General features: G+C 63.3%; 13 protein-coding genes. 5 read left to right on the forward strand and 8 right to left on the reverse strand.

What is annotated here, in order from left to right; translation table 11 throughout:
* Window positions 1-165: 165 nt before the first annotated feature.
* Window positions 166-513, reverse strand: coding sequence for a YciI family protein (locus tag IHE49_RS03570; RefSeq protein ID WP_255523405.1), 348 nt, complete (start codon window positions 511-513; stop codon window positions 166-168).
* Between the two features lie 263 nt (window positions 514-776).
* Window positions 777-1,535 (reverse strand): nuclear transport factor 2 family protein, encoded by a 759-nt coding sequence (locus IHE49_RS03575; protein WP_192154944.1) that lies wholly within the window; start codon window positions 1,533-1,535, stop codon window positions 777-779.
* Window positions 1,536-1,890: 355 nt separating this feature from the next.
* Here IHE49_RS03575 and IHE49_RS03580 point away from each other — a divergent pair, with 355 nt between their 5' ends.
* The 3 genes from IHE49_RS03580 (at window position 1,891) to IHE49_RS03590 (ending at window position 3,829) form a co-directional block, all read left to right on the forward strand.
* Window positions 1,891-2,373, forward strand: coding sequence for a hypothetical protein (locus IHE49_RS03580; protein ID WP_192154946.1), 483 nt, complete (start codon window positions 1,891-1,893; stop codon window positions 2,371-2,373).
* 239 nt (window positions 2,374-2,612) lie between these two features.
* Window positions 2,613-3,248 carry a hypothetical protein gene (locus IHE49_RS03585; RefSeq protein ID WP_192154948.1) on the forward strand — a complete coding sequence of 212 codons (636 nt, stop codon included), beginning with the start codon at window positions 2,613-2,615 and terminating at the stop codon, window positions 3,246-3,248.
* Window positions 3,249-3,349: 101 nt separating this feature from the next.
* Window positions 3,350-3,829 (forward strand): hypothetical protein, encoded by a 480-nt coding sequence (locus IHE49_RS03590; RefSeq protein ID WP_192154950.1) that lies wholly within the window; start codon window positions 3,350-3,352, stop codon window positions 3,827-3,829.
* Between the two features lie 311 nt (window positions 3,830-4,140).
* Here the strand turns inward: IHE49_RS03590 and IHE49_RS03595 are convergent, their stop codons facing one another.
* The 5 genes from IHE49_RS03595 to IHE49_RS03615 all read right to left on the reverse strand — a co-directional run bounded on the left by IHE49_RS03595 (window position 4,141) and on the right by IHE49_RS03615 (window position 8,989).
* Window positions 4,141-4,545 carry a GFA family protein gene (locus IHE49_RS03595; RefSeq protein WP_192154952.1) on the reverse strand — a complete coding sequence of 135 codons (405 nt, stop codon included), beginning with the start codon at window positions 4,543-4,545 and terminating at the stop codon, window positions 4,141-4,143.
* 498 nt (window positions 4,546-5,043) lie between these two features.
* A complete protein-coding gene (locus IHE49_RS03600; RefSeq protein ID WP_192154954.1) occupies window positions 5,044-5,598 on the reverse strand; it encodes a YaeQ family protein in 555 nt (184 codons plus the stop codon).
* A gap of 557 nt (window positions 5,599-6,155) precedes the next feature.
* A complete protein-coding gene (locus IHE49_RS03605; protein ID WP_192154956.1) occupies window positions 6,156-7,229 on the reverse strand; it encodes an alpha/beta hydrolase in 1,074 nt (357 codons plus the stop codon).
* 31 nt (window positions 7,230-7,260) lie between these two features.
* Window positions 7,261-8,091 (reverse strand): AraC family transcriptional regulator, encoded by an 831-nt coding sequence (locus IHE49_RS03610; RefSeq protein WP_192154958.1) that lies wholly within the window; start codon window positions 8,089-8,091, stop codon window positions 7,261-7,263.
* A 178-nt stretch (window positions 8,092-8,269) separates the two neighbouring features.
* Window positions 8,270-8,989 carry a hypothetical protein gene (locus IHE49_RS03615; RefSeq protein ID WP_192154960.1) on the reverse strand — a complete coding sequence of 240 codons (720 nt, stop codon included), beginning with the start codon at window positions 8,987-8,989 and terminating at the stop codon, window positions 8,270-8,272.
* A 312-nt stretch (window positions 8,990-9,301) separates the two neighbouring features.
* On the opposite strand from IHE49_RS03615, the gene IHE49_RS03620 reads away from it, so the two are divergent.
* Window positions 9,302-10,306 (forward strand): MBL fold metallo-hydrolase, encoded by a 1,005-nt coding sequence (locus tag IHE49_RS03620; protein ID WP_192154962.1) that lies wholly within the window; start codon window positions 9,302-9,304, stop codon window positions 10,304-10,306.
* An 82-nt stretch (window positions 10,307-10,388) separates the two neighbouring features.
* Here IHE49_RS03620 and IHE49_RS03625 read toward each other — a convergent pair whose 3' ends face one another.
* Window positions 10,389-10,616 (reverse strand): hypothetical protein, encoded by a 228-nt coding sequence (locus tag IHE49_RS03625; RefSeq protein ID WP_192154964.1) that lies wholly within the window; start codon window positions 10,614-10,616, stop codon window positions 10,389-10,391.
* 206 nt (window positions 10,617-10,822) lie between these two features.
* Here IHE49_RS03625 and IHE49_RS03630 point away from each other — a divergent pair, with 206 nt between their 5' ends.
* The gene (locus IHE49_RS03630) at window positions 10,823-11,959 is read left to right on the forward strand and encodes an MBL fold metallo-hydrolase (protein WP_192154966.1); all 1,137 of its coding nucleotides are present in this window, start codon (window positions 10,823-10,825) and stop codon (window positions 11,957-11,959) included.
* Window positions 11,960-12,022: the final 63 nt, after the last annotated feature.

Consider the following 12,022-nt stretch of genomic DNA (forward strand, 5'->3'; position numbering starts at 1 on the left):
GGCGGCTAGAGAGTGAACCCGGAACGGGGGCACTCTGAGAGGCCTGAACCTGCTCCTCGGCTCCGTCGAGCGCGGAGAAAAAGTGTCAGGGACCATGCTTGGGGCACTGTCTGTGCGTGCGAATGGTCCCCGACACCGTGCTCCCTCACTCCTCCACTTGCTCCCTCACTCCTCCAGAGGGCGCACCTCGGACTCGCCCTCGAACTCGGGCCAGTAGGTACGGTGCAGCTCCATGAATTTCGTGGCCAGCTCGACGGCGTCCGCGTGCGTGGCGGCCTCGATCAGGGAGTATCCGCCCACGACCTCTTTTGCTTCAGCGAATGGACCGTCGGATACGGTCACCTTGCCGCCGGAGAGGCGGACACGGGTTCCCTTCGCGAGCGGCTTCAGCCCGGCGCCGTCGATGAACATGCCCTTTTGCGCGCATTCCGCAATGAATCCACCCATCGCTTCGAACAGGGCGGGCGGGACATCGCTGTGGTCGTAATCCGTAGGGTGCTTGATGAACATCATGTATCGCATGCAGTGCGGCTCCTTGGAGGTGAAGACTGGCGTGAATCCGGCGGATCTTGCCGGTCGGGTTGGCGGTTCTGTCGAGGCGCGCCACGGTCACTACGAATGGCGCCCGTCGAAATCGACATGGCGAGATCAGGACGGGGCGCAGGCTCGGGCCGCAGGTCTTGCCGTACTGCCTGGAAGTCGGCCGCGGCATCGGCAACCGAAAGCAGGGTCAGATTCACCGAGTGCCCGCAGGCACTGAATTCGCCCCGTTCTGATCAACCCGTCGGCGACGGATCCCGAGTCAATCGCAGGTCGTTGAACTTGCGTCGCTCGATCAGAGCGTCGACGCGGCCATGGGCGTCGCGCCGGAAGATGATGAGGTTCCGTTCGTCGTCGCTGCCCATGAATACGTCCTTCGCGACCGGCTGCAGCACGTTCGCCGTGCCGCCGGCATGCGTGGTGTAGCTCAGCACGCCATGCTGGTCGGCGACGGTCCAGGCGCGCCCGGGCGCATAGCGGTAGGTGCCGGTGTAATCGGATGACGTCAGTCCCACGACGTGCAGATCCGGCGGTGCGGTGGGGAGAGTGACGTCCTCGTAGCCGACCAGCTTCCACGTATCGGCCTGCCGCACGAAGGTGAGCAGGCTCTCGTAACGCACCACCAGTTGCTGGCCGAACACGGTCTCGCGTTCGTATTCCTCGACTTGCATCACCGCGCTGTCGCCGTATTGGCGCACGTGCGCGTCGCGCAGCTCGATGCTGCCGGAGAAGCCGGCCGGAAACGGGTGCAGCGAGGCCACGGTGTCGGCCTTGTGGGTAATGCGGCCGAACTCGTCGACGAGCACGGCGTCGTCGGCGAGCCAGCGTTGCCAGGGACCGCGATCGCCCCGCGGGATCGCATCGACCAACTGCTGCGTGATCTGCAGCAGCTGGTTGCGCAGAGCATCCGGTGCAGATGCAGGTGCCGCGTGCGTAGCGCCCTGCGCGCAAGTCAGCGCCAGGCCGAACATCCATCCGTACCGTATTCCGCGCATCGCGATTCTCCCGTGTCGCTCTGCAGCCTAGCGATGGGCTGGCGATGCGGTATGTGCATGAAGTCATCGGGCGATGAGGGATGGGCAGCGGACAAGACCGTCGCGCCTTCAGGATCGTAGGAACGGTGAGGTTCGATCAGAACCGACTTTTGGAGCCGAAAGGGTCAGGTTCACCTGTCTGGTGTGGTTCGGTTTGTCCGCATTCGATTGGCCAAGCCGCTGTCGTCGGCTTTCATTGCTCAATCAGGTGCGGAGTCAGGAGCGTTCCCGCGCGCCAAATCCACGGGTGTACCATCGGCCTCCTAAGGTCTGTCGCCTTCAGCCAGATGATTGTCGAGGCAAAAGGAGGTCGCCCATGGTCGCGCAAGTTATTACCGGCGAGGCGCTCGATTACTCGCAGCCGGATGGCATGCTCCCGTACGACAAGAACTGTGTCGCCATGACGTTCTCCCGATTGCTTGGCGTGGGGGTGTATCCGACGATCAATTTCCTGATCAGGAAGGGCTGGATCACCCGGGCCTCCGATTTGGAGAACGACACCACCATCAACAAGGTAATCGAGAAGCTCGCTTTGGCGGCGCGTTACGCCGATACGCCTTGGGAAACCGTCAAGGTGGGCATGCAGGGCATGCAGGACGGGCGCTATTACGCGACCAATTGGGGGCCAAGTGGCTCCAGCGGCGGCAGGGGGCACGCGTTCGCCATAGTCAAGAAGGGCGGAATTGGCGTCTATGGCAACAACCAGGAAGTGAAGCAGTCGGAAAGCAGTCCGTCGAGGCCTTATCACCAGTCGATACACGCCACGCACAAAATTTCGGTATACGGACCCATCTTGTAAGGCTGAATGCGTGGGGGGGCGCTGAAAGGCGATCGATAGGCGTTGGGTGCGGTGCCGGTAGGTTCGAGGCAGGAGTGGTGGCAAGCCGCTTCCATCTTGTCGCCCACGCCAGAGCAGGGGGCGGTCATCTCGTGGCGAAAGCGACGGCAGAAGCAGCCCTTCAATGCGTCAGCCCAGCGTGCTCTGATTTCTGTTTTTCTTGATTCGAGAACGAAAAGTTCGAGCTAAGGAGAAGGTCGATGCCGTTCGATGAAGAGGAATTGCAACGTGCCGCGGATTTGCGCCGCGCCGCCAATCGGGACACCAGGGCGAGGGGATTGATGATCGGCGAAACCCACGTCAATCCGCATCCTCGCGGACTGTTGTGCAACTTGATCCAGGACGGTGTCGTGGACAACCTGTTCTTGGAGGATGTCGAGTTCGTGCCCGCCGATCTAGGCTTCGATTTTCCGGCAGGCCAGAAGCTGGGTCGGTGGTTGAGGGACCGTGCAGCACACTCCGAGGACATCAGCCAGATTCCGGCGTGGCAGGAATTCAGGGCCCAATCCAGCCTCATGTGGCCCGGTGACAAGACAAATCCGGTCAAGACGGCCCGGGTAATGGAGTTCGCGGTACGACGCGGCGTGAATATCTTCCTCGTGGACTGCAACACCCGGGTCTCGGCAGGCAAAGGGAAGATGAAGGGTCCGGCGGAGACATCGGCCGAAGGCCTGAAGTTGCGCGATACCTACATGCTTCAACAGATTCGCGATGTCGTGCCCAATGGCGCTTTGGCGCGCTGCGTCCTGTTGACGGGAAGCTATCACATCGAATCGGGACGACTGGGTTCACTCAACATGGGATCGGTGATTCCGTTCGATGCAAAGAATCCCTAGAGGCGAGAATGGGGGCGCAAAGCGCGACTGCGATATTTTCTTCATCATCTGCAACGTAGTTATGCTTTTTTCGAATTGCTGCAATTTGAAAAGGAAGCTGTATGCCTACTGTCGATCAAGTCCTTGAGGCTGTTCATGGTGCCCTGAGGGAATTCAAGATGGAAATGCCGTCCTTGAACTCGCTCATAAGTACTCAGTTGACTTCGCCAAAACTGTCGTGCGTAAATTTCGCAGGGGCCATTTTGGAGCGGCTGAGTGCGAATCCGCAAGAATGGCCTTGCTCGCAATATATTTATCCATCAGGTTTGTTTCTCAATGTCACTTTGATGGGCGATCCGTCGGAATATAATCATGGGTTCTGTGTCTATTTCTATAATAATGTGGCCTATGTGATACAGGCTTTCCTTGATCACAAAATCAGACTTATAACCCCAATGGGCGTCGATGTATTTGTCGCGAACATAGTAAAGCTGAGGAGCGGCAGGCGAGAAGATGTTGCTGCGGGTTACGCGGGAATATCATCCGTAGACATTTCCGCCAAAAATTATGCATTGAACGCAATGTATGTTTTTAAGGCCTGATCTTGAAATACAAGAGCTAATTTATCTAAAGAGTGCCGTAGGCTCACGGAGCCTGGGTTTGCGCTAAGGTGTGCGCTTCCGTCCAGTATGCGGGCGACGCGTAAATCCTTCCTTCAAACGAGAGACCGAAACGGGGGCGAAGTGCACCTCTCGGATTGCTTGGAACCTTGCGTGGTCACCCGATTTTGAGTGGCCCGGAGCGCAGGAGAAAGACGCAGAGAATCATTGCCTTCGGCGATGCGAAAAATGGCCCTGCGTGCCTTCGCCGGCACTCGCGCCTTTTTCATGGCTAGCCGCAGTAGATGCCGGCCTCAGTCCGGGTCCTTGTCGTAACGCGTGATGCCTTCGGGCAGCTGCACCCATGCGTGCCGGCGGCATTCGTAAACCGAATCCTGCGGCGGCGGAAAGTCGGGATCGGCGAAGGCGCCCACCGCTACCATCACGAAGGCGTCGTTGCCTTCCTCGGTGTGGAACACTTGGCTGCCACACACCGGGCAGAAGCGGAAACGGAAGCTGGCGCCCTGGTCGCCGGTGCGTACGAACTCGGTGGCTGTGCCTTCGATTTTCCAGGGCGCTGCGTAGCCAGCCAGCGCCGCAAATACGCTGCCGGTACGCCGCTGACAGGCCAGGCAGTGGCAGACGCCGGCGCCCAGCGTCCGGCCCTGGACTTCGATACGCAGTTGCCCGCAGTAGCAGGAGGCGGTTCGGCTTTCCATCGGATACCTCGGCGACGGTTTCGGGATGCCTCACGCACGGCGAACGGCGGCGAATTCAGCGCGATGCAGTCGATCATCGACGCGCTCTAGGAAGCTGTCATCCGCCGGCAGGGTGCGAGGTGGCGCAGGCGGAAGCGTGTGAAGCTGGCACCTCTCGGTGCGCGATAGTACCGGTCAGCTCTTGGCGGCCTTCTTGGCGGTCTTTTCGGCTTTCTTTTCCTTGGCCGTCTTCAAGGGCTTCTTCTTGTCACTTTTTTTCTGGTTCATGCCTTTCATGGGGTGCTCCTGCGGGCGTGGATTCGCCGCGGAATCATGGTGACAGCTTTGGGCTGTGCCGGGTCCTTTTTCTTTCAGCGGACGTCACGCGTGGCGGCCCGGCATCGAATGCGAACCTGCCGGGGTTGCGGCGGACCGCGCTTGCAGGCGGCGGGGACGAATTGGGCGAGCAGAGAAAGCATGATGCCTGGACGGCGGTTCCGCCGGATGGATCGGCTGTGCTCAGGCGACGGCGTAGTCGCCCATGCGGATATCCGGGCGGATCGGCAACGTGAGGTCGCCCGCGATGAGTTGCAGTTCACCGTCCTGGATCAGGCATTGCAGGCGCATGCCGCGTTCACACAGGGCGGCCAGTTGCTGCATGTCGGCGTGGTCAATGGCGAGCACGCTGAGGTTGTCGTGACGCGTGAGCGTGCCGGCGATCTTGCTCCACCAGATGTCGGCGGCGTGGCCACCGTAGGCCAGCACCACGACTTGCCGCGACTGGTTGCACGCTTTGCGCAGGCGCGTTTCATCGGGCAACCCGACGTCGATCCACAGTTCGATTTCGCCGGTATAGGCCTTGCGCCACAGCGCCGGCTCGTCGGTGTCGCTGAGTCCCTTGCCGAACTCCAGCCGCTCGTCGGCATACAGCGCGAACGCGAGCAGGCGCGCCATCAGCCGCTCCTCGGTTTCCGACGGATGCCTCGCGAGCGTCAGCGCATGGGTGGCGTAATAGTGCCGGTCCATGTCGCTGATCGACAGTTCGGCCTTGTGGATGGTGGCGGTGAGGGCCATGGGCGTATTCGAGGGAGCACAAACCGCCTATTCTACGCGGCGTTGCAGAGCGGGTGAGGAACGGAGAGTAGTGACCCTATTCCTTGGGACGCCGAAGACGCCACGTCGGCCAGGCCCGGTCGGCCACGGTGCCCGCACGATGAGTGCGCAATCTCCCACCAGGACCATTGGCCTGCATGCCTATGACGACATGCAGGCTAGGATCTTGCCGGCCCGCTGGACATATTTGGCGCAGCGAATTCATTTGCCCAAGATGCACCACCCTACGCGCTTTGCATCATCGGTCTGCAGTCGCGCGCAGTGCGCGCGTAGTAGTACGGCCTGTCTGTCGTGCCTGCATACACGCTGGATGACGTGCCGCCACTGGATACGCCGCTGATACCTGGCGGTATCGCGGCGCACCTGCTTTCCATGGCGATGCGCGCCTGCTTGACTGGTTGCGCGAACGCGCGCAGGACACGCGGCGCATCGTTTCGGTCTGCATCGATGCGTACGTGCTGGCGGCGGGGCTGCCCGATTTGCGACCACCTGTCCCTGACACTTTCATCCGGCGCGCGCTAGAGATGGCCGGCGAAGAACGCTTCCGCGGTGGCGATCGCGGTGGCATGGGTGCGCTGCTGCGGCACGCGGATGTGCTGGCAGATCGGCTCTTGCTGTTGGCCCTGTGCCGTGCAGTCGGCGAGGAAGTCGTAATGGCCGACGCCGGGCAGGGCTTTCAGGGTGGCGTGGGGCAGCAGGGTTGCGGCGAGCTTGCCGTTGCTGGCAGGCGGGGCCACCGGGTCGGCCTCGCCGAGCAGGATGCTCACCGGAGTGTCCAGCGTGTGCAGGCTGGCAGGAGCCATCGCCTCGATACCGCCGGGTGCCATCACGAACACCGCGCGGACACCGGGGATCGCGTAATCGTCGCCGGCGTGTTTCGCCAGCGCCGCCATCGCCGGCGCCTTCAATGCCTGCTCGCGGGCCGCCAAGGTCTGGTCGGGCGCCTCGGCCTGCGCGGCACACGTGGCGTCGGTGGCGTGCGATCGACAGAACTGGATGTAGTGGTCGATGTCGACCCGAGCGCCAGCACTCACCAGGGCCGCGAGGCCTCCCATCGAAAAGCCCGCCACGCCCACGCGCTGCGCGTCGAGATGCGGGCCGATGAGGGCGTCGTCCTTGGCTGCATCGAGGGCCACGCGCAGGTCCACCGCGCGATCCCACACCAGCAGGCCGCCGGTCATGGTCATCGGATCGCGCCCGTTGGTGCCGGGGTGGTCCACCGCGATCACCACGTCGCCGGCACGCGCCAGCGCGGTGCCGAACCAGGCCATGATCCTTGCGGTGCCACCGAAGCCGTGCGAGAGCAGGATCACCGGATGCCGGCCCGGCGCGAAGGGCGCATCGGCGGCGGCGCTGCCGGCGTCGAACACCGGATGGTCCGGCGGACCGATCTGCAGCGGCGTCTCGGCGACGTTGCCGGCCGCGGGATACCACACGGTGATGCGCAGTTCGTCGCGATGTTGCGCGTCGCGCAGCGCGGCGCTCGGCGTATGCGCCACGCGATGGGTTTCGCCCACCGTGCCGGCGCGGGCCAGGGTGCAGACGCCCAGCGATGCGGCGGCCAGGGCAAGGAGAAGAGTGCGTGCGGTCATGCGGTCCTCGTCGAAGGTGATGGCGGGGGAGTCAGGTTTGCAGCGGCAGCCAGATCTCGACGTCGCCACTGCCGGTGGTGTCGTTGAAATCGGCCCCGTATTTCTCGAAATCGGGCGCATCGGCCACCTGCAGGCCCGAGCGCGGCAGCCAGTCGTTGACGAAGGTCTGCCAGGTGTGGCGGATCTCCGAGATATGGCCGTGATGGGTGGCTACCACGTACTCGCGGGCCGGCAGCCGCAGGGTGCTGAGCGCGGGATCCAGACCGCCGAAGCCCGGCACGTCCACGCCGGCGATGTACTCGAAGCTGCCCTCGTCGTCGCTGTTGCAGCACACGCCGTATGCAGTCTGCCGTTTCGGCAGGGCGGCCGAGAAATGCAGCGACAGGCGCTGCCACTGCGCGGGAATGCCCTGTGTCGTGTCGGATGTGTAGCGGCAGCCGAGCCCGGCGATGAAGCGCGTGTCGTCATGCGCAAGGCGGGGCTCGTCCAATGTCGCGCGTACGCCGTCAGCGGTGCGCCAGGGTTCGACCAGCGCCAGACCGGTCACCGAGCCGCGCTCGCGTACGCTGGCCGGGCTCAGGCCGAACTGTTCGCCGAAAGCGCGCGTGAAAGCCTCGTGCGAGCCGTAGCCGCTGGCCAGCGCCACCTCCAGGATGTCCGGTGCGCCGCCGGCCAGGCGACGCGCGGCTTCGGTCATCCGGCGGCCGCGCAGGTAGCGCACCACCGAACAGCCGGTCATCGCCGGGAACAACCGCGCCAGATGGAACGGTGAGACCCCGGCCACCTCGGCGATGCGACCCAGCGACAGATCCTCGCTGTAGTGGCTTTCAATGAACCAGAGCGCTTTTTCGGCAGCAGCCATCCCTGAAACCCGGCGGTGGAATCGAGGGATGCAGGGTAACCGCAGCCTCGACGGCCGCGTTTGATCGTTCTTGCGGGCGATTCGGTCCGTGGAAGAAAAAGGGAAGCAGAGCGCACTTTTCCCCGTGACGGGGGAAGGGGGTGCCAGCGATTTTCTCGCTGGCACCGGCACGCGTCGATTACGGCTTGGGCACCAGCTCGCCCGTCACCTTGCCGTTGGCGTCCAGCATCTGCAGCGACGGCGAGCCGTCCTTGGCGACCTTCATCACGATGCGCGGATGGCCCTGCAGGTCGTCCATGGCGAGCTGCACGCTGCCGTCGGTGTCGCGGCCGAGCACCATGCGCTTGGTCGGGCCGCCATGTTCGGCGAAGAACGCCTTCATCCGGGTTTGCTGCTGATCCGACGGCAGGCTCTTGATGGAATCCATTAGCTGGATTTCGTCCAGGATCGAATAGTCGGGATAGTCGTTGAACTGCAGCCTGGTATAGCGGCCGTCCTTTTCCTGGTGGGAATCCAGCGCCATGGTCTGGTCCTGCTCATAGGCGTCGAAGGACAGATGGCCGTGCGACTCCTTGGTGCCGTCCTTGTCCTTCTCGCCGCCGAAGATCAGGCCGCCGTTCTCGGTGCCCTCGTCGTTGTAGAAGATCATGCCGGCGGCCTTGCGGCTGGGGTGCGGGTATTCCTTGCCCTTGATGATGATGCCCGGCTCAGTGGCGGCATCGGAGATCACCAGACGCAGCGTGCCGTCCGGCTCGCGCACGTTGATGCGGTGCACGTCCAGTTCGTCTAGCGACAGTTTGCGGGGTGCGAGCGCAAAGCCGCTCAGCACCGTGGCGGCGAATACCACGGTGAGCACGCCGGCATAGATCGTCAGGAAACGCTGGCCGATGGGTTGCATGGGCTTACCTCTTCGTTGTCGGGCGGGATACCCGGCATGGTCACACGGATCGCCTGGATGCGGCGGCATGAGCCTTCGGATTTGCCGATCCCGTGGGCAAATCTGATTTGCCGGGAATCAGCCGGCCCTTGGGCGCCCCCGGCCAGAGCCATCGTAGGGATGCGTGCTTGCGTGGCAGCCAGCCTTCCCGTCGATGCCGCTGCTGCACGCCGATGCCTTGGCCGAACGCATTAAACCCTGCGCGGCGTCTGGGCATCACATGACAAACCGCCGGCTACGTTTACCGGATTCCCCTGTCGAAAGGCTACCTCGATGAAATTCCTGCTTGGTGTCTTGCTCGCCGCTGGACTGTTGGCGGCGGCCCCATCCGCAAGGTCGCAGCTTGTGCCCGGTTCGGTGGCTATGCACTGGGATGAAGGTGCGGACGACTGCACCGCGAAGCCGCATCCGCCCATCCAGGTGCATCCGTACAACGACCGTACCTATGTTTTGCGCGAGAACCTGTGTGCCACCTTCGAGGCGCCCTTCATGTATTTGCTGGTGGGCTCCCACAGAGCGCTGTTGATCGACACGGGCGACGTGGCCGACCCGGGACGAATGCCGCTGGCACAGACGGTCATGGGACTGCTGCCGGGTAAGGGGGCATCGAAGATGCCTTTGATCGTGGTCCACACGCATGGCCACCTGGACCATCGCGCCGGCGATCCGCAGTTCGAGCACCTGCCTGACGCGACGGTGGTTCCCGCCGATCTCGATCACGTCCGATCCTATTTCCATTTCACCGACTGGCCCAACGGCGTTGCCCAGATCGATCTCGGCGACCGGACCGTCGACGTGTTGCCGGTTCCCGGCCACTACCCTTCGCACATCGCGTTCTACGACCGCAATACCGGTCTTTTCTTCTCCGGGGATTTTTTCCTGCCGGGTCGCCTGTTGATCGACAACACCGCCGCGGCCCAGGCCAGCGCGAAGCGCGCGGTGGACTTCGTCGAGAACCGCCCGATCAGCTATGTGCTGGGCGGCCATGTCGAGATGAACCGTGCCGGTGAAACCTTCCCGTTCGGGTCCACCCATCATCCGGACGAACATGCGCTGCCGATGACCAAGGCGGACTTGTTGCGTCTTCCGGCCATCCTGGATGGATTCAACGGCCTCTATGCCGAGCACGACGGTTTCACCATCATCCATCAGCCGCACGAACTGATGGCATTGGGTCTTGCAGCCTTTCTGATACTCGTTCTGGCGATCATGCTGGTGCGCTGGTTGGTGCGCCGCTGGAGAAGCATCCGACGGCGGCGTGCACTTGCTCCGGCTTGACGACGCGACGCCTGCGACGCGCCTGCCGCAAAAGCAAAGGCCCGCATTGTTGCGGGCCTTTCAGTGAGTGCCTGTGGATGTCTCAAACGTGGGGCTGATGCCTGTCCTTCACCTCACGAAGAAGTTCAAGCAAATGCTCCCGTTGTGCGCGCTGCTTCAGTTCCTGCGCTTCAAGCAATTGTTGCCGCCTCGTCATCGGCCGCAAAGGCCGGTCGGATGCTGCCGTCGATGACGGATGCATGATATGCGTGAAGTAATTGACCCATGTCCGGAAGCGCCGCGGCGATTGGGGTTGCGATTCGAGTGTCATGGACGGGGGCCCTCGCATAGCCAGAGCAACAAATCTGCGCCAGCGATCGTTAGCCGGCAGTGATGTTATCGATAAGGCCTCTGGCGCCCGTGATGTTCGGCGCATGGAAAGGGTGCCGGGACGGCTTCTGACCTGGCTACCTTGGTCCGGGCATGCCGTGCCCCCATGGTTTCAGGGAAGCGGTTGGCGATGACGGAGAGCGGAACATGAAATCCTTCGGCAAGGCGCCGCAGGGCGAGCGGCTGGAGCGTTTGCGCGATCTGCCGATGTGGGACGGCGAACACCTGCGCAATATCCATCCGGTGCTGCCCGGCCTGCGCGATCCGCAGGCGGCGCGGCCGACGCTGCGCGAGTTTCTGTGCGGCGACGACAACCGCACGCCGCCGGAGCCCTTGCCCGCGCACGACCCGCGCGCGGCATGGCTGCGCAGGCCGTCGAGCGGGTTGCGCGCCACCTGGCTGGGGCATTCCACGGTGCTGCTGGAGATCGATGGGTGGCGGGTCCTCACCGATCCGGTGTGGGGCCAACGCGCCTCGCCGTTCACCCTGCTCGGGCCGAAGCGTTTCCAGCCGGTGCCGGTCGGGCTGCGCGACCTGCCCGCGATCGATGCCGTGGTCATCTCGCACGATCATTACGATTACTTGGACTATCCGACGATACGCGCGCTGGCGAAGTCGAAGGTGCCGTTCGTCACTTCGCTGGGCGTCGGCGCCCATCTCGAAAGCTGGGGCATCGAACCTTCCCGCATCACCGAACTGGTCTGGTGGCAAAGCCACCGCGTGCTCGGCACGGGTCTCACCATTACCGCCGCGCCTTCGCAGCATTTCTCCGGCCGCGGCCTGAAGGATCGCAACCAGACCCTGTGGTCGTCGATGGTGATGGCGGGCGAGCGCCACCGCGTGTTTTTCAGCGGCGATACGGGTCTCACCACGGAATACGAATCCATCCGCGACAGGCTTGGCCCGTTCGACCTGGTGATGCTCGAGGTCGGTGCGTTCCACCCCTCCTGGGGTGACATCCATCTGGGTCCCGCCAATGCGCTCGCGGCGCATCGCCTGCTCGGCGGCGGCGTGCTGATGCCGGTGCACTGGGGCACGTTCGCACTGTCCACGCATGCCTGGGACGAGCCGGTCGAAGACCTGCTCGCCTTGGCCGATCCCAACGGCACCGCACTGCTGTTGCCGCGTCTCGGCGAGCCGGTCGAGCCGGTCGAACGGCGCGAAGTGCAGCCTTGGTGGCGGCACGGACAGCCTGTCGGCGATAGGTCTTTAACCAGATCCGGGTCGCCCGAACCGGCTATCAACGAGCAGCTGAGCGACCAGTTACCCTGGCCGCTGGATTGAGCGGGAAAACGGAGCTGAGCACTTTTCGATGATCGACGCACCCGCTTCGCCCGATTGCCGCGA

The sequence above is a fragment of the Rhodanobacter sp. 7MK24 genome (assembly GCF_014842995.1).
Taxonomy (GTDB): domain Bacteria; phylum Pseudomonadota; class Gammaproteobacteria; order Xanthomonadales; family Rhodanobacteraceae; genus Rhodanobacter_A.